At 71.7% G+C, this 16,497-nt stretch carries 16 protein-coding genes; 7 read left to right on the forward strand and 9 right to left on the reverse strand.

Annotated features, from left to right (window positions below; all coding sequences use genetic code 11):
- Positions 1–2: 2 nt before the first annotated feature.
- On the reverse strand, positions 3–2,507 hold the full coding sequence (gene gyrB / locus I5071_RS28890; protein ID WP_236516387.1) for a DNA topoisomerase (ATP-hydrolyzing) subunit B: 2,505 nt from the start codon (positions 2,505–2,507) through the stop codon (positions 3–5).
- 190 nt (positions 2,508–2,697) lie between these two features.
- Positions 2,698–3,612: a hypothetical protein gene (locus I5071_RS28895; RefSeq protein ID WP_236516389.1), complete on the reverse strand. Its 915-nt coding sequence runs from the start codon at positions 3,610–3,612 to the stop codon at positions 2,698–2,700.
- Positions 3,613–3,994: 382 nt separating this feature from the next.
- On the opposite strand from I5071_RS28895, the gene I5071_RS28900 reads away from it, so the two are divergent.
- Positions 3,995–5,365, forward strand: coding sequence for a hypothetical protein (locus I5071_RS28900; RefSeq protein ID WP_236516391.1), 1,371 nt, complete (start codon positions 3,995–3,997; stop codon positions 5,363–5,365).
- 55 nt (positions 5,366–5,420) lie between these two features.
- On the opposite strand, the gene I5071_RS28905 is transcribed toward I5071_RS28900, so the two are convergent.
- The 4 genes from I5071_RS28905 to I5071_RS28920 form a co-directional block, all read right to left on the reverse strand.
- A complete protein-coding gene (locus I5071_RS28905) occupies positions 5,421–5,828 on the reverse strand; it encodes an HIT domain-containing protein (RefSeq protein ID WP_236516392.1) in 408 nt (135 codons plus the stop codon).
- Positions 5,825–6,442 carry a hypothetical protein gene (locus I5071_RS28910; protein WP_236516393.1) on the reverse strand — a complete coding sequence of 206 codons (618 nt, stop codon included), beginning with the start codon at positions 6,440–6,442 and terminating at the stop codon, positions 5,825–5,827. The genes I5071_RS28905 and I5071_RS28910 overlap by 4 nt, the downstream gene beginning before the upstream one ends.
- A complete protein-coding gene (locus I5071_RS28915; protein WP_236516395.1) occupies positions 6,442–6,804 on the reverse strand; it encodes a hypothetical protein in 363 nt (120 codons plus the stop codon). The genes I5071_RS28910 and I5071_RS28915 overlap by 1 nt, the downstream gene beginning before the upstream one ends.
- An 82-nt stretch (positions 6,805–6,886) precedes the next feature.
- Complete coding sequence (locus I5071_RS28920; protein ID WP_236516396.1) at positions 6,887–7,714, reverse strand: SDR family oxidoreductase; 828 nt, start codon at positions 7,712–7,714, stop codon at positions 6,887–6,889.
- A gap of 83 nt (positions 7,715–7,797) precedes the next feature.
- On the opposite strand from I5071_RS28920, the gene I5071_RS28925 reads away from it, so the two are divergent.
- Positions 7,798–9,174, forward strand: coding sequence for a hypothetical protein (locus I5071_RS28925; protein WP_236516398.1), 1,377 nt, complete (start codon positions 7,798–7,800; stop codon positions 9,172–9,174).
- Between the two features lie 3 nt (positions 9,175–9,177).
- Here the strand turns inward: I5071_RS28925 and I5071_RS28930 are convergent, their stop codons facing one another.
- Positions 9,178–9,978 carry a hypothetical protein gene (locus I5071_RS28930; RefSeq protein WP_236516400.1) on the reverse strand — a complete coding sequence of 267 codons (801 nt, stop codon included), beginning with the start codon at positions 9,976–9,978 and terminating at the stop codon, positions 9,178–9,180.
- A 28-nt stretch (positions 9,979–10,006) separates the two neighbouring features.
- Between I5071_RS28930 and rnc the strand changes: the two genes are divergently transcribed.
- The 5 genes from rnc (at position 10,007) to I5071_RS28955 (ending at position 15,617) form a co-directional block, all read left to right on the forward strand.
- Positions 10,007–10,720 carry a ribonuclease III gene (gene rnc / locus I5071_RS28935; RefSeq protein WP_236516401.1) on the forward strand — a complete coding sequence of 238 codons (714 nt, stop codon included), beginning with the start codon at positions 10,007–10,009 and terminating at the stop codon, positions 10,718–10,720.
- Positions 10,717–12,270 carry a hypothetical protein gene (locus I5071_RS28940; protein WP_236516403.1) on the forward strand — a complete coding sequence of 518 codons (1,554 nt, stop codon included), beginning with the start codon at positions 10,717–10,719 and terminating at the stop codon, positions 12,268–12,270. Before rnc ends, I5071_RS28940 begins: the two co-directional genes overlap by 4 nt.
- 5 nt (positions 12,271–12,275) lie before the next feature.
- Positions 12,276–13,172, forward strand: coding sequence for a YcbK family protein (locus tag I5071_RS28945; RefSeq protein ID WP_236516405.1), 897 nt, complete (start codon positions 12,276–12,278; stop codon positions 13,170–13,172).
- A 16-nt stretch (positions 13,173–13,188) separates the two neighbouring features.
- A complete protein-coding gene (locus I5071_RS28950; RefSeq protein ID WP_236516406.1) occupies positions 13,189–15,246 on the forward strand; it encodes a serine/threonine-protein kinase in 2,058 nt (685 codons plus the stop codon).
- 77 nt (positions 15,247–15,323) lie between these two features.
- Complete coding sequence (locus tag I5071_RS28955; protein ID WP_236516408.1) at positions 15,324–15,617, forward strand: nickel-binding protein; 294 nt, start codon at positions 15,324–15,326, stop codon at positions 15,615–15,617.
- Positions 15,618–15,672: 55 nt separating this feature from the next.
- Here I5071_RS28955 and I5071_RS28960 read toward each other — a convergent pair whose 3' ends face one another.
- Complete coding sequence (locus I5071_RS28960; protein WP_236516410.1) at positions 15,673–16,035, reverse strand: hypothetical protein; 363 nt, start codon at positions 16,033–16,035, stop codon at positions 15,673–15,675.
- Positions 16,017–16,433: a hypothetical protein gene (locus I5071_RS28965; RefSeq protein WP_236516412.1), complete on the reverse strand. Its 417-nt coding sequence runs from the start codon at positions 16,431–16,433 to the stop codon at positions 16,017–16,019. Before I5071_RS28965 ends, I5071_RS28960 begins: the two co-directional genes overlap by 19 nt.
- Positions 16,434–16,497: the final 64 nt, after the last annotated feature.

Genomic DNA, 16,497 nt, shown 5'->3' on the forward strand with positions numbered 1-16,497 from the left:
GCTCAGATGTCGAGCTCCTTCACGTCGAGCGCGTGGTGCTCGATGAACTCGCGGCGCGGCTCGACCTCGTCGCCCATCAGCAGCGAGAAGAGCTGATCCGTCTGCAGCGCGTCGTCCACCTTCACCTGCAGCAGCACGCGCGTGTCGGGATTCATCGTCGTGTCCCAGAGCTGCTCCGGGTTCATCTCGCCGAGACCCTTGTAGCGCTGGATCGACAGGCCCTTGCGACCGCGCGCCTCGACCCACGCGACGAGATCGTCGACGCCACCGATCTCCTCGGTGCGCCCACTCTCACCGTCTTCCTCGCTCGCGCCGGTCACCGCGACGAAGGGCGGCGCGCCGAGCGCCGCGACTCCGTCCCAGATCGCGCGCAGCTGCCCGAAGTCCGCGCCGTTCACGAAGTCGACGTCGATCGTCGTCGTCTTCGTGCTCACGCCCGCGCGCGTGCTGAAGCGGACGCGCGACGCGCTGTGCTCCGGGTCCTCCTCGACGCGCGCGATGATCGGCAGCAGGTCCGGCTGCTTCTCGCCGACGTACGACTCGACCGACTTGATCGCGGCGTCCACCGTCGCGCGATCACGCAGCCCGTCCGCATCGAGGCGCGCCACGCGCACCAGCGCCTCGACGATCGACGGCTCGAGCCGCCGCTCCATCGCGCGCAGCAGCTTCTTCCAGCGGTTCATGTCGTCGAGCAGTCGCTTCAGCGAGTCGCCCGCGAGCGGCACCTGACCGCCCGTCGTGCGCACCACGACTCCGTCGATGCCCGAGTCGATCACGAAGCGCGCGAACGCGTCCTCGTCCTTGAGGTACTGCTCCTTCTTGCCCTTCTTCACGCGATAGAGCGGAGGCTGCGCGATGTACACGTATCCGCGCCGGATCGCCTCGGGCATCTGTCGATAGAAGAACGTGAGCAGCAGAGTCCGGATGTGCGATCCGTCGACGTCTGCGTCGGTCATGATGATCACGTGGTGATAGCGGAGCTTGTCGATGTCGAAGTTGCCACTCGCATCGACACCCGCGCCGAGCGCCGTGATCAGCGTCCCGACCTCCTGGTTGCTCAGCATCTTGTCGAAGCGCGCACGCTCGACGTTCAGGATCTTCCCGCGCAGCGGCAGGATCGCCTGGGTGCGTCGATCACGACCCTGCTTCGCCGAGCCACCTGCCGAGTCACCCTCGACGATGTAGAGCTCGCTCTCCGCGGGGTCCTTCGCCTGACAGTCGGCGAGCTTGCCGGGCAGGTTGCTCGCGTCGAGCATGCCCTTGCGCTGCACCTGCTCGCGCGCCTTGCGCGCAGCCTCGCGCGCGCGCGCCGCGGTGACGCTCTTGTCGACGACCTTGCGCGCCTCCTGCGGGTGCTCCTCGAAGAACAGCGCGAGCTTCTCGTTCACGATGTTCTCGACGATGCCCTTCACCTCGCTCGAGACGAGCTTGTCCTTCGTCTGCGAGCTGAAGCTCGGATCGGGGTGCTTCACCGAGACGATCGCGGTCAGGCCCTCACGAACGTCCTCGCCCGACAGCGACGCGCCCTTGAGCTCCTTCACCAGGTTGTGCTCGGCGCCGTAGCCGTTGACCGTCTTGGTCAGCGCGCCGCGCAGGCCCGTGAGGTGCGTGCCGCCGTCCTTGTTGTGGACGTTGTTCGTGTAGCAGTAGACCTGCTCCTGGAACGACTCGTTCCACTGCAGCGCGAGCTCGACCTGCACGCGGTCGCGCTCGTCGATGATGTAGATGACCTCGTCGTGGATCGGAGTCTTGCTCTTGTTGAGCAGACGGACGAACTCACGAATGCCGCCGGCGAACTGATACGTCGTCTTGCGCCCTTCGCCGCCCTCTTCCTCGAGCTCGATGATCAGACCGGCATTGAGGAACGAGATCTCGCGAAGGCGATTGTTGAGGACGTCCCAGCTCCACTCGGGATTGGTGAAGATCTCGAGGTCCGGCTTGAAGCTCACCTTCGTGCCGGTCTTGTCGGTCACGCCGACCGGCGCGATCGGCGCCTGCGGAACGCCGCGCCGATACTCCTGCTGCCACACCTTGCCCTCGCGGCGGATCTCGAGGCGCAGCCACTCGCTCACCGCGTTGACCGCGGAGACGCCGACGCCGTGCAGACCGGCGGAGACCTTGTACGAGTCGTTGTCGAACTTGCCGCCGGCGTGCAGCACGGTCATCACGACCTCGGCCGCGCTCACGCCCTTCTCGTGCATGCCGACGGGGATGCCGCGACCGTTGTCGACGACGGTGATCGATCCGTCGCTGTGCAGCGTGACCACGATGCGATCGCAGTGACCGGCGAGGTGCTCGTCGACCGCGTTGTCGACGACCTCCCACACGAGGTGGTGCAGGCCCGTGCCGTCGTGCACGTCGCCGATGTACATGCCGGGCCGCTTTCGGACGGCCTCGAGGCCCTCGAGGACCTGGATGGATCGCTCGCCGTACGACGACGCGCTCGGAGGCTGGCTCCGCTCCTCGGTGACAGGGGTCTGAGGTTCGTTCGAGTCGGTGACGGACATGCGATGCGGTGTTTCTCCGGGGGACGGTGTTTGCTGCTTCGCGGACTGATCGCCGCGAAGTGTCTTCCGAAGGAGAGAAAAGAGGCCCCGAAAAAGAGGCCTGAGAATAGCCCGGAACGAGCGCCGCAGCAACCCCGCGCGACGCTCGCAACATATTGGAATCACTACTGTTTTGGACGCGCTCCGGAGCTCAGTAGTAGTAGGCCCACAGAAAACACATCTCGTCGGCGAAATCGAGCCCGAACGAGACGGTCTCCGCGCGGTCGTTGTAGTAGGTGCAGGTCAGTCGGAGACCCTCGTCGGAACCGAGCACGAGCGGCGGCGCGAACGTGTCCAGCGGAGGCTCCGCCCACTCGGTCGACTCGTGCAGCGGCGGCGTGTCGTAGTCGCTCTCCGAGCGCGCGCGATGGATCGCCGCGTACGTGCCCAGCGAGTGCGTGTGCGACGTGAGCGCGAAGAGGCGCGCGCCGTCGGGCACGTAGTGGAAGCTCGTGACCGTGGTCTCGCGGCGCGGCGGGAGCGTGAGCGACATGTCGCCGGTGAAGAGGAACTCGACCGGCGCGCGCGCCGTGGTGTCGTCGAGCGGATGGAACTCGAAGGTCACGCTCGAGCGCACGTCGATCGGCTCGCGCGTGTAGTTGATCTCGTGGATCTCGAGGCGGATGTGCTGGTTCGCGCCGAACTCGAGCGCGGCCTCCTCGGGGTACACGAGCTCGGCGTCCACCGTCTCCGCGATGAACACCGCCTCGCCTCCGTCGGCGAACGGGAAGCACGGATACGGCGTCTCGCGGACCGGCATGTCGGTGCGATAGACGATCATGTGATGACTGCCCTGCGGCAGGTGCGTGCGGATCGCGCGGACCTGACGCGCGACGGGATTGCCCGCGTCGAGGATCACGCAGACGGTCCGCTCGTCGCCCGGCGCGAGCGCTTGCGGGCCGAACGAGACGGTGACCGACGGCGCATCGGGATCGATCGCGCCCGCGTCGTTCGGGAGCACGGTGCCGGAGTCGTTCGGAGCTCCGCCGCCGTCGACCTCGCTCGTGCGAGACGAGCCACAAGCACACAGCACGAGCACGATCGCGAATGGAGCGAGAGCGCGCATCGAAGACCTCCCGAGCGAGCGGGATCGTACCGATCCGATCAAGCTCGCGAAACGAGCACGTCACACGCGCATCGAGGTGGATGTGCGATGCGGGCTGGCGACGGCACCTGCCAGGAACTGGTCACTCGGGCTCGCGCGCACGGGGCGAGATCGCACGCCGGAGAGCACGACGCTGTACGGATCGGCTCGGCGAGGAACGAATCGCTGCATCGAGGTCGCGTTCCGTACTACGAATGCGCTGTCGATCCAGGCACATACGTTGCTGAACGGCGGGCTCATGATGCGTGCGCATGCATACCGATTCCTTGTCGCCCTCGCGCTGACGTCGATCGCGGCGGGCTGTTCCAACGACACGAACGAGCCAGCGCATCGCGGCTCGTGGGTGGAGATCCAGGAGGTGGAGCTCACCGCCGACGCGCTCGACGTGGAGAACCACGACGCGTTCCAGTCGGTGGTCGTGGAGGACGATCGCCTCGTCTTCCGCTTCGACGGGACCTCGCCGCTGCGCGTGGGCCACGTGGTCGCGGGCGTCACGGGCACGGGCTACCTGCGCAAGGTGCTGACGATCGACGAGCAGGCGGACGGCTCGATCGTGGCGACGACGCGCGACGCGACGCTCGCGGAGTACTTCGTGACCCTGCGCGCGATCGCGCACTACGATCCGATCCGCGTCGACGAGCCGGTCGAGGCGAGGGAGGAGGGCGTCGCGATCGAGTCGCTCGGCGACTGCATGGACGCGCAGCCCTGTCTTCTCGGCGGCACCCCGTCGTTCATGGGCAACCCGATGGATCTGCTGGGCTGCACCGGCGCGTCGGGCTTCGGTCTCACGCCCTTCGTCGAGACCGACTTCCGCAGCATGGACGTGCCGATCGACATCGACATCGACGTCGGGCTCACCGGCATCAGCGCGAACCCGACGATGTACCTCGACCTCGACGGCACCGTCAGCGCGGGCGTGCACGTGACCGGCGACGGACGCGGCGAGCTGATGTGCATGGCGGACTTCATGGCGCTCGCGGGCGGCGGTCAGGCGCCGGAGATCCGGCTGATGCGCGTCATCGTGTACGGCGTCCCGATCGAGCTGCTCGCGTCGCCGGTGCTGAACGGCGAGCTCAGCGCGATGAGCGACGCGGGCCAGTTCCGGTTCACTGCGGGCGTCGAGATGACCGCGAACCTCGAGCTCGGCCTGAAGGAGGGCGAGTACCACCAGGTCGGTCCCGACGTGGACGTCGATCCGATCGCGCGCCTCTCGACCGAGCGCGCGGGCCCGGTCACGGCGAGCGGTCAGATCGCGGCGGGCGTCTCGGTGCGCCTGCAGATCGGCTATCGCTGGAAGCGCAGCGGCTTCACGATCAACATCGGCGCGGCGGCGATCGCGGAGCTCACGGGCAGCGTGGGCGTCGAGCTGACGAGCGACGCGGGCGGCTGCGAGTGGAACTGCGACTTCCCGTGGGCGCTCGAGTTCACGCCGAGCGTCGAGCTGAGCCTGATGATCGAGGACATCGGGCCGACGTGGACCCACGAGTTCGATCCCTTCACGCTCGCCGAGGGCAGCCTCGGGTCGGTGAGCGGGACGCTCGATGCGTGTCAGGTCGGCGGCGGCGAGTGCACCGGGCCGGGCTCGTGCCTCGACGAGATGTTCGACAACAACGTGTGCGAGGGACGCATGGGCTTCCAGCAGTGCACCCCGACCACGTACGCGCACTGCACGTGCACCGCGTCGGGATGGGCGAACTGCAGCGAGTGCATGTGATCGACTGAGCGATCGAGGAGACGGCCGGGCCACGCGCCCGGCCGTTTTCGTTCCGTCAGATCGCGAGCTCGGCGCGCAGCGCGGCGATGCGCGCCTCGAGCACGTCGGGCTCGTACGGCAGCGCGGGATGGAGGCCCCACACCGGGCGCGGCCACGCGTCGTCGGTCGGGAAGCGCGCGACGACGTGCACGTGGAGCTGCGCGACGACGTTGCCGATCGCCGCAACGTTCATCTTGTGCGCGGACACGATGCGCGAGAGCGCGGACGCGACCTGCGCGGACTCGTCGATCAGCGCGTGTCGATCGCGCTCGTCGAGCTCGTGGATCTCGCGCACCCCGGGACGTGCCGGGACGAGCAGCGCCCACGGATACCGCGCGTCGCGCATCCATCGGACGTGGCAGAGCGGAAGACGCCCGACCGGCGCGCTGTCGGCCTCGATGCGCGGATCGAGCGCGAAGATCACTCGCCGGGGCCCTCGTAGCCCTCGGGCTCCTCGACGTCTTCCATGCCGCGCTGCAGCGGCGCGCGGAGCTCGCCGTGGATCGTGATGCCGCCGGTCGTCATGAGCTCCTGGTGGTACTCGACGATCACCGGGCCCTGCTCGGGGCAGTACACGGTGCGCGAGCGACCCTGCGTCTGCTCGTTCTCGACGACGACCTCGACGCACTCGGAGAACGTGCCCGCGGGCACGGTGACCTCCTGGTCCGTCTGGGTGATCCGCGCGGTGCGACCGTTGCCCGCGTCCCAGGTCTCGCCGACGACCAGCGGATCGCGCACGTGCCACGCGTTCGCGTCGACGTCCCAGATGCCCTCTTCGCGCAGCTCGTAGACGTGTCGCTCGCGCGCACCGTCGGCCTGGATCACGAAGCGCGGCGGCAGCGCCTCGGTGACGCGCGTGATCGAGAGCGTCGAGATGCCGGTCTGGGTGTCGACGTCGTGCGTCCAGATGTAGCCCTCGCCCATCGGATAGAGCTCGCGCGCGCGGAGCGGGCCGGTGCGCGTCGCGGTGTGGGTCTGTGCACCGCCGCAGCCGGCGAGCGCGAGGACGAGGAACGCGGAGACGAGAGGTCGCTTCATCATTCCAGCACGTAGACGTAGGTGATGACGAGGAGCGCGACGGCGCAGAGCACGAGGAACACGATCTGCACGGGGTCCATCGCGGTGCGGCGGGCGAGCTCGCGCGCGGCGTCGACGATCTTCGGATCGATCGCGCGCTCGAGCTCGGTGGTCAGGGCCCGCACCAGCGCGTAGTTGCCCGCCTCGAACGCAGCGTTCGCTTCGCGCAGCTTCTCGCCCTCCGCGGTCCCCTCGCCGGGGAGGCGCGTGGGCTCGGTGGGCTCGTCGGCCGCGCCGCGATGGCGCTTCTTCTTCGCGACCTTGGTCGCCTTCGGACCGGTGTCCTCGGGCTCCGGCTCGGCCTTGATCGGATCTTCGCTCACGCGGGGCTCCGGTTCGTCGACGCGCACGTGCACGGGCACGAGCACGTGCACGTCTGTGGCGTCTTGGAGCGGGAGAGGGGGATCATTCGGGGAGGGGATACGGCGGGTACTGCGGGACCTCGTCGTCGGGGATCTGCCACGGCGATCCCCAGAGGCTCGCGCCGCCGTCGATGTAGAAGGTCTGACCGGTGACGAAGTCCGCCTGCGTGCTCGCGAGGTAGACGATCAGGTGCGACGTCTCCTCGGCGCTGCCGAGGCGCTTCAGCGGGGTCGACGCGCGCGACATCTCGAGCAGCTCGGGCGGGTACTGCGCGGTGCCCGTCGTCTTGATCACGCCGGGCGCGACCGCGTTGACGCGGATGCCGTGCACCGCCCACTCGACCGCGAGCGTCTTCGTGAGGTTCTCGACGCCGGCGCGCGCCGCGCCGGTGTGCGCCATGCCGGGGAAGCCGCGCGCGACGTTCGCGATGACGTTCACGATGCGCCCGCGCTTGCTCGGGATGAACGCGCGGCGCGCGACCGCGTGGGTCATGGTCCAGGTGCCGAGCAGGTTGTTGCGGACCACCGCCTCGAAGCCCTTCGGCGCGAGGTGCTCGGCGGGCGTGGGGAACTGGCCGCCCGCGTTGTTGACGAGGATCGACGCGCGACCGAAGCTCGCGACGACGCCGTCGACGAACGCCTCGACCTCCTCGGGCTTGCGGATGTCGCAGGCCGCGTGGTGCACGTCGATGCCGTCGGCGCGCAGGCGATCGGCGGCCTCGGCCAGGGGCTCGGGGCGACGACCGCAGATCGCGATCTTCGCTCCCAGGGTGCCGAGCTCTCGCGCGACCGCGAAGCCGATGCCGGTTCCACCACCGGTGACGATCGCGACTTCGCCGTCGAAGAGAGCCGCTCGGAAGATGTGCTGCAAGACTGCGTGACCTCCGTCCGGAGCCAACCCCAATCCCGGCGGCCGGTATATCGCAGCCCTGCACGGGTGGCTACGCCGCTACGATGGCGAGCGTGACCTCGAGCGCGACGAGCGAGCTGCGCACCGGTGTCTCGCTCGTGCGGATGCACCCGGGGATCTCGATCGCGCTCGGCGCGGCGATCGTGCTCTCGCTGTGCGCGGTGTGCACCGGGCTCGGCGCCATCGTGGGGCCGTGGTTCGTGTGCGAGCTCTACGGCGTGCAGATCGCGGCGGCGACGGGGATCGCGCGGCCGCGCACCAGCGCGTGGATCCGCGCGGCGGCGATCGTGCTGGCGACGGTGGTGATCGTCGCGCTGACGGGATGGCTCGCGGCGCTGGGGTTCGGCCCCGACGTCGCGACCGCGGATGCCGCCGAGGAGCCGCTTCCCTGGCCCGAGGCGCTGCGGCGCGTCGGGCTGATCACGGGCTCGGTGATCCTCGCGGTGGGGTTCATCGCGCCGTTCCTCTATGCGCCGCTGGTGCTGATCGATCGCGGCGGGCGCATCGGCGGCGCGGTGGTGGAGAGCGCGTGGCTCGCGTGGCGAAGCGGCGTGCTGCGGCACCTCGCGCTCACGTTCGTCGTGTTCTTCCTGCAGCTCTCGCCGGCGCTGATCACCGCGATGATCGTCGCGCGCACGTTCGAGCGCGCGGCGACGCCGCTCGGGCTGCTCGGCGCGCTGCCGCTGATGACGATCACGATCCCGCTCGGTCAGGCGTGGACGACCGCGGCGTACCTCGAGCGGCGCGCGCTGCTCGCGGTGCCGCGCGCGGTGCAGGCGCGCGGGCCGGTGCCGCGCACGCTGGTCGCGCTGCTCTCGTTCGACGTGCTCGCGCCGGTGCTCGCGCTGGCGATGCTCGGATTGAGCGCGCTGCGCCCCTCGACGCCGGCGGAGTCGGACGCACCTCCGGGCACGACGCTGATCGATCGCGAGGTGCACGAAGAACGCGCGCGCATCGTGGTGCCCGACACGACGATCACGGTGATGGTCGAGGGCCGCGAGCTGATCGTGCGCGCCGGGGACGGCGAAGCCGACGGCGCGGGGCGGCTGCCGCGCGCGTGGCCGAGCGCGATCGAGCGGGTGCGCGTGGTGCGAGCGCGCGACGTGTACGCGATCACGATCGAAGCGAACGATCGGGTGTTCCACACGCGCATCGACGGTGCGGGCATGCGCGTCGACGACTCGATCCGGCGCAGGCTCGAGCAGCACGTTCCGACGTGGGCGCTGCTGACGATCCTCGCGGCGTTCCTGGTGTTCGGCCTGCTCGGTGGGCGCGCGCTCGCGCCGCTCGGTGCATTGCGCGCGGAAGTCGGCGCACCCGAGCGCGCGGAGGCCTATGCGCGCTCGATGCGATGGGGCCTCGCGATCGCGCCCTTCGTGGTCGGCGCGCTGATCGCGGGCGTGGTGTCGATCACGCGGTGACGCTCACCGGAGCAGTCGACCGAACACGACCGGTGTGATCACGTAGCCGTCGCTCAGCGTGCCGACCCAGCCGTAGTGGGTCGCGTGGCCCTGACCGTCGGTGAGGAAGACGAGCGTGCCGAAGCCGAAGCCGCCGACTCCGTCGTCGCGTCGCGTGTCCTCCTGGTGCCCCCACGACGTCGAGTCCGCGATGCGCACCGCGTAGGCGCCCGGGATCGACGGCAGCGACACCGGCGCCTCCATCACGAAGCCGACGTGCCCGGTGTTGCGGCTCGGGAAGCCACGCGGGCGCCGCCACGCGAACACGTCTCCGGGACGCACCGCGTCGATGTGCTCGAGGCGCTGCCACCCGCTGCGACCTCCACGCACCGGCGCGCGCTCGATCGCCGACACGAAGTCCCGCGCGACCGGCCGCTCGCGCGTGATCGCGCCCATCGCGCGCGGCGCGGCGCGACGCAGCACCCACGCCGCCATGCCCGAGCAGTCCCAGAGGAAGACGCCCTCGCGCTCGCGCACCACGGTCGCATGCTGGTAGCGCGTCTGGCGCATCGAGGTCTGCACGCCGCGCAGCACCTCCATCACGCGCGCGGCCGCCGGCGTCGCGGGCTCCGAGGGCGCGGGCCGCGGCGGCGCGGGGATCGGCAGCCCGAGCGGCGGCGCGATGATCGGCCAGGGCACGCCCTCGTAGATCCCCACCTCGAGCTGAGCGCGCGCCGGCACCGAGCCCGCGGCGATCACGACGAGGCACGCGGCGATCGCGGCGAGCACGGCGCCACGGCTGCGCCGTCGTCTCTCGACGTCCATCCAGGGGGAGTCTACGCTGGCCGGTCGAATGGTCGATCCCCGCGATTCGGCGAGCACCGTGGCCCACCGGCTGGGGCACGCGTTCGGTGATCTCGGGCTCCTGATGACGGCGCTCACGCATCGGTCGTACGTGCACGAGCATCCGGAGCTCGCCGCCGCCGACAACGAGCGCTTCGAATTCCTCGGCGACGCGATCGTCGGCGCCGCCGCGGCGATGGTGCTGGAGCGACGGTTCCCGACCGCGCGCGAGGGCGAGCTCACGCGGCGCCGTGCCGATCTCGTCAACGAGGGCGCGCTCGCGACGATCGCGGCCGAGCTGGGGATCGGCGAGGCGCTGCGGCTCGGTCGCGGCGAGGAGCGCTCGGGCGGCCGCCAGAAGCCGCGCCTCCTCGCGAGCGCGCTCGAGGCGTGCATCGCGGCGATCTTCCTCGACGCGGGCATCGAGCCGGCGATCGCGATCGCCCGCGCGCTCCTCGCGCCGCGCATCGACGCGCTCGCGCCGGGCGCGAAGGACTTCAAGTCGCGCCTCCAGGAGCGCATGCAGGCGCGCGGCGAGACGCCGCGCTACGAGCTCGAGCGCACCGAGGGGCCGGAGCACGAGCGCGTGTTCCACGTGATCGTGACGGCGCCCGATGCGCGCGTGCTGGCGCGAGGCTCGGGTCGGACGAAGCTCGAAGCGGAGCAGGCCGCGGCACGCGCGGCGCTGAGCGAGCTCGAGCGGGCGCGGGAGACCGACGGATGAAGGTGTGCTCGCGACGCGCGTTGTGGTGCATGTGCGCGGTGGTCGTCGTCGGGTGCAGCCTCGATCGCACCGGGTTCGGAGGACAGGGCGGAGGCGGCATCGACGCAGGCGGGCGCGACGCGACCACCGGCGTGGACGCGAGCGACGACGAGCCCGATGCCGGCGAGCCCGACGCCGGCGAGATGGTCGACGCAGGCGAGATGATCGACGCGAGCGAGATGATCGACGCGGGCATCGACGCGAGCGAGCCGATCGACGCGGGCGAGATGATCGACGTCGGCGTGGACGCGTTCCGCGGCTGCCCCGTCGGGCTCGTCGAGTGCCAGGGCGACGTCATCGCGGAGTGCAACGCGTCGGGGCGCTTCGACATCGTCGAGACGTGCCCGATGGGGTGCCTCGGCGCGGAGGTGCCGGTGCGGTGCGCGCGGCTCGTGCCCTCGCACGTCGCCGATCCCGCGCGCCTCGTCGCGGGCACGACCGATCTCGTGGTGCGCGCGGGCGAGGTGGTCTCGATCGACACCGACACCGGGCGCATCGTCGAGACGGTGTCGGGCACCGAGCTGCGCGCAGCGGGCGCAGCGGGCGACGCGAGCGGGATGCTGCTCGCGACCGCGACGCAGGGGATGGGAAATCCCGAGGTCGCGATCGTCTCGGTCGGCGCGCTGCGCGTCGAGGCGGGCGGCCAGCTCGTCGCGAGCGGGCCGCGCGCGCTGATCCTGCTCGCTGCGGGCGAGGTGCGGATCGCAGGCGTGATCGACGTCGGCGGCAACGGTCGCGCCGGCGGTCCGGGCGCGGGCGGCGGCGGCGACGCACGGATGGCAGGGAGCGGCCCCGGCGCGGGCGGCCCCGGCAACGTGACCGGCACGTTCGGCGCGCTGATGGGCGGCGGCGGTGGCGGCGGTCACGCGGCGAACGGGGGCGAGGGCGGCGACGAGGGCGGCATCTCGGGGACCGCGCAGGGCGGCTCGAGCGGCGGCGTGCTCGGCGACGCGAGCGTGTCGGTGTTGATCGGCGGCGGAGGCGGCGGTGCGGGCGCGAACGCCGACGACGGTGGAGACGGCGGCGGAGGCGGCGGCGCGCTGCAGATCTCGAGCGCGGTCGGCATCGTGATCGCGACCGGCGGCGTGGTGCGCGCGCCGGGCGCGGGTGGCCGCGAAGGCGACGACGGCGGCGGCGGTGGTGGCGCGGGCGGGACGATCTTCCTCGAGGCGCCGAGCGTGGTGATCGACGGTGCGGTCGTCGCGAACGGCGGCGGCGGCGGCGGCGGCGACAGCGATCTGATCAACAACGCCGATCACGGCGAGCGCGGGCGCGACGACGCGGCGCGCGCCGACGGCGGCGACGGTGCGGGCGGCGGCGATGGGGGCCGCGGCGGCGCAGGCGGCGAGCTCGCGGGCGAGAACGGCGAGAACGGCAACGGCGGCGGCGGCGGTGGTGGCGCGGCAGGGCGCGTCCGCATCCTCACGCGCACCGGTGCGTCGTCGGGCGCGGGCGTGCGCTCGCCGAGCGCGGCGGGCGGCTACGGCGAGGGCGTCGCGTCGTCGAGCTGATCGCGATGTCGAGAGTCTCTTCACGCTCGCTCGCGATCCTCTCGCTCGTCGTCGCGATCGTGCTCGCGCTCGGATCGGCCGCGGGCTTCGTCCCGCGCGCCGATGCCGACGACGGAGTGCGTGCGTGCCAGCGCCGCGATCGCGGTCGCTCGGCACGACGTGGCGGTCGCACCCATCGGCGGCGCGCCCGCCGGCCGCGACTGACCGCCGCACAGCGCCGGCAGATCCAGCGCTGGCACCAGCGCGCGAGCCGCAGCGAGGTGCGCGCGTGGTCGCGCCTCGATCCGCCGCCGCTCGTGTTCCATCCGCTGCGTCAGCGCGAGCACATCGCGCTCGTGCCGGCGGGCGTCGAGGGCGGCTTCGAGACCGACGATCTCGTCCTCGCGCAGCAGGCGTTCGCGTCGCGCGAGGGCTCGATGCACGACGTCCATCCTCGCCTGCTCGGGCTCGTGTACCGCGCGGTCCGGCACTTCGAGGTGCCCTACGTGCACGTCGTCAGCGGCTATCGCGACGGGCGCGCGACGAGCCGTCATTCGCAGGGTCGCGCGATCGACTTCGTGCTGCCGGGCGTGAGCGATCGGAGGCTCGCGGCGTACCTGCGCCCGCAGGGCTTCGTGGGGGTCGGCATCTATCCGGTGAGCGGCTTCGTGCACCTCGACGTGCGCGCGCGCAGCTACTTCTGGAGCGATGGCTCGGGGCCGAGCGAGCCCACGCGCGAGCGCGCGATCCTCGCGGCGCAGACCTCGCGCTACGACGCGGCGGCGCGCCGGCGCGGTGAAGAGAGCGTGCCGGACCTCGAGGTCGGGCACGACGAGGAGGAGATCGAAGAAGAAGAGAGCGCCGCGCCCGAGGTCGCCGACGAAGCCACGCCGCCGCCCGATGCCGGTGTGAGCGCGGGCTGACGTTAGAATCGGGGGCATGGCGGTGGACGACGCGGTGGTGCAGGCCCTCGTGCGCGAGGGTCGCCACGAAGAAGCTGCGCGCATCTGCGCGGAGGGCGGACAGCCCGCGCGCGCCGCGGAGCTGCTCGCCGCGGTGTGGAAGCACGCCGAGGCGATCCGCGTCGCGACCGACGCCGGGCTCTACGACGAAGCGTATCGGCACGCGGTGGGCGCGCAGGATCGGGAGCTCGCGTCGTCGCTGCTCTCGAGCCTCGCGGCGCGTCCCGAGCAGGCGTCGCGCGCAGCGAGCCACGCCGAGGCGCGCGGACGCACCAGCGACGCGGCGCGCCTGCGCGAGGCCGCAGGCGAGCTCGAGGCCGCGGCGATGCTGCACGAGCGCGCGGGAGAGCTCGGCGACGCCGCGCGCTGCTGGAAGGAGCTCGGCGACATGCGCAAGGCGGGCATGCTCTACGAGCGCCGCCTGCGCGACACCCCGGACGACGCGGAGAGCGCGTTCGAGCTCGGACAGATCCTCGCGCGCTTCGGTCGCTGGGATCACGCGGCGCGCGCGCTGCAGGTCGCGGCCGACGACGACGAGCTCGCGATCCCCGCGGGCAAGCTGCTCGTCGCGTGCTTCGACGCACTCGGCATGACCGACGCCGCGCAGAGCCGGCTCGACGTGCTGCGCGCGCTCGAGCCCTCGATGCCGGCGACGGTGCCCGAGCTGCTGCGCGCGTCGTTCGGCGACGAGCGCGGTCCGCGAAGCGCGAGCCGCGATCAGCTGATCGCGGGGCGATATCGCGTGGTGCGCGCGCTCGGCGCGGGCGGCACCGGGCGCGTGCTGCTCGCGGAGGACGCGTTCTACGGGCGCGAGGTCGCGATCAAGGTGCTGCACGCGGGGAGCTCGGGCGCCGCGGGCCGCGACGCGCTGAGTCGCTTCGCGCGCGAGGCGAAGGTCGCGGCGGGCATCGATCACCCGAACGTCGTGCAGGTCTACGAGTACCAGCCGGACGGGCCCTTCCTCGTGATGGAGCACATGTCCGGGGGCACGCTCGAGGATCGCCTGTCGAACGGCGAGGTCGCGACGGCGCTCGCGCCGAGCGTCGTGCAGCACGTCGGCCGCTCGGTGCTGAGCGCGCTCGAGGCGGTGCACCGGCGCGGCGTGGTGCATCGTGATCTCAAGCCCGCGAACGTGTTCTTCGGGCGCACCGGCGAGGTGAAGCTCGGCGACTTCGGCGTCGCGCACCTCGCGGATCTCGGCGCGACCCTGACCGGCGCGATGATGGGCACGCTCGCGTACATGTCGCCCGAGCAGATCACGGGGTCGTCGCGGCCCGATGCGTCGACCGATCTCTACTCGCTCGGCGTGATCGTCTATCGCGCGATCACCGGCGTGCTGCCCTTCCCCGGGCCCGACTTCGTCGCGCAGCACCTCGAGCTCACGCCGGCGCGCGCGATCACCCACGCGCCGTGGATCGGCGAGGCGCTCGACGCGCTGATCGCGTCGATGCTCGAGAAGGATCCCGCGGCCCGACCGCGCACCGCGAGCGAGGTGCTCGAGGCGTGGACGCACCTGCCCTGGGCGCGCATCGAGCAGGAAGCGCAGCTCGCCGCGCCCCGCACTGCGGCGCCGGCCGCGCCGCGACGCAGCAGCAGCGCGCCGCCCGCGCCCTCGGTCGAGCGCTGGTCGATCGTCGACGTGAAGCTCGACGGAACGACGATCGCCGACGACGAGCTGCTTCGACGTCGTGTGGTGATCGTCCCGTGCGACGCCGATCGCGCGCGGTCGCTGCGTGCGCTGGCGCGGGCGGACTCGCCGTTCCTGCAGGCCGTTTGGTCGATCGACGAGGAGGGTGGGCGCGCGATCCTCGAGCTGCCGCGAGGCGAGGCCCCACGCGCGCCGCTCGAGCGCGCGCGCGCCGACGAGCTGCGAATCGCGCTCGAGGGCCTGCACGCGCAGGGGCTCGTCCACGGGCACGTCGACGCGGCGCACGTGGTGGTCGCGGACGGTCGCGCAGTGCTGATGCTCCCGCTCGGCGCGCGGGTGGGCAGCGCAGCCGCGGATCTCGAAGCGCTCGATCGCCTTCGCGGCTGATCGCGAGCGTGCCAGTCCCGACTGGCATCCTCGACTCGGCACGCGCGATGCGACGACGCGCTGCGAGGAGGGCAGTCATGGCCACCATCATCGTCGAGCATCATTTCTCCGCACGTCCCCCGGCCGACGAATTCGAGCAGCTCTCGCGCGCGATCGACGCCGAGCTCGCGGCGCGCGGAGGTCGCTTCGAGCGCAGCTATCTCTCCGAGGACGGAACGCGGATGATCTGCGAGCTCACCGCGAAGGATGCGGAGAGCGTCCGCGACGCGTTCCGCGCGGCGAAGGCCGCATTCGACACCGCGTGGGTCGCGCAGCGCGAAGAGGCGCAGAGCGCGTCGGCCCCTGCGAAGAGCGAGCCGCTGCACGCCTAGGCGTGGCGCCGCGCCCCGCGCGCGCGAACGCCCGGCAACATCTCCCCGCGCCGCGTCACTCGCATCCCGAGAACGACGCGCGCGCACGTGCGCAGAGGCACTCGCGCTCCGCGCTCGTGACGCACGCGCCGTAGTCGGCCGACGTGAAGTACAGGCACTCGAGCGCGCCCTCGCAGAGCGCGCCCGCGAACCCACCGCAGCCCGCGCGGCCGACCATGCAGCGCCCGCTCTCGCACTGCAGCTCGCCCCCGCACGCGCTCGGGTCCTCGCACGCCGCGCCGAGCATCTCGTCGCACTCGGTCGTGCTCGCGTCGGACCCGCGCGCCGCATCGACGCTCGCGTCCGCTCGCTCGTGCTCCTCGCTGCACGCGACGAGCACGAGCATCGCGAGCGCCGCGATCAGCCCTCGAGATCGCACCACAGCGCGATGCTCCCTTCCGCGTAGCACCCGCGCAGGAACGACGAGAGCGCGTCCCACGACGCGATCCGCGACGGCATGCTCTCGACCACTGCGGGCCGCAGCGCGTCCATCGCGGCGAGGATGCGCTCCAGCTCGGTGCGCTCGCAGAGCCCGACGATCACGTCGAGCCCCTCGCGCGACCATCCGCTGCGCTCTCCGTCGCCCAGCAGGATCTCTTCCCAGTCGGCGAGCCACGACGCGATGCGCACCTGCTCGGGATCGAGCTCCCCCTCGCGCGCCCGATCGTCGAGCTCGCGCAGGATCACGTCGACGCCCGCGCTCGGGCCCGCGCCCACGTCGAAGCCCCGACGCATGTCGAGCGCACCGTCTCTGTGGAACACGACGCTCAGATCCATGCAGCGAGTCTCGCCACCGCGCCCACGCCAGTCGAGCCCCTCGCGCCCGCGTGGGCTCACACCG

Source organism: Sandaracinus amylolyticus (assembly GCF_021631985.1).
GTDB classification, from domain to species: domain Bacteria; phylum Myxococcota_A; class Polyangia; order Polyangiales; family Sandaracinaceae; genus Sandaracinus; species Sandaracinus amylolyticus_A.

What these genes read in the sequence shown, in the direction of transcription:
- gyrB (WP_236516387.1), bottom strand. Translation starts at nt 2,507, where the DNA reads ATGTCCGTCACCGACTCGAACGAACCTCAGACCCCTGTCACCGAGGAG.
- I5071_RS28895 (WP_236516389.1), bottom strand. Translation starts at nt 3,612, where the DNA reads ATGCGCGCTCTCGCTCCATTCGCGATCGTGCTCGTGCTGTGTGCTTGT.
- I5071_RS28910 (WP_236516393.1), bottom strand. Translation starts at nt 6,442, where the DNA reads ATGAAGCGACCTCTCGTCTCCGCGTTCCTCGTCCTCGCGCTCGCCGGC.
- I5071_RS28925 (WP_236516398.1), top strand. Translation starts at nt 7,798, where the DNA reads ATGGCGAGCGTGACCTCGAGCGCGACGAGCGAGCTGCGCACCGGTGTC.
- I5071_RS28930 (WP_236516400.1), bottom strand. Translation starts at nt 9,978, where the DNA reads ATGGACGTCGAGAGACGACGGCGCAGCCGTGGCGCCGTGCTCGCCGCG.
- rnc (WP_236516401.1), top strand. Translation starts at nt 10,007, where the DNA reads ATGGTCGATCCCCGCGATTCGGCGAGCACCGTGGCCCACCGGCTGGGG.
- I5071_RS28940 (WP_236516403.1), top strand. Translation starts at nt 10,717, where the DNA reads ATGAAGGTGTGCTCGCGACGCGCGTTGTGGTGCATGTGCGCGGTGGTC.
- I5071_RS28945 (WP_236516405.1), top strand. Translation starts at nt 12,276, where the DNA reads ATGTCGAGAGTCTCTTCACGCTCGCTCGCGATCCTCTCGCTCGTCGTC.
- I5071_RS28950 (WP_236516406.1), top strand. Translation starts at nt 13,189, where the DNA reads ATGGCGGTGGACGACGCGGTGGTGCAGGCCCTCGTGCGCGAGGGTCGC.
- I5071_RS28955 (WP_236516408.1), top strand. Translation starts at nt 15,324, where the DNA reads ATGGCCACCATCATCGTCGAGCATCATTTCTCCGCACGTCCCCCGGCC.
- I5071_RS28965 (WP_236516412.1), bottom strand. Translation starts at nt 16,433, where the DNA reads ATGGATCTGAGCGTCGTGTTCCACAGAGACGGTGCGCTCGACATGCGT.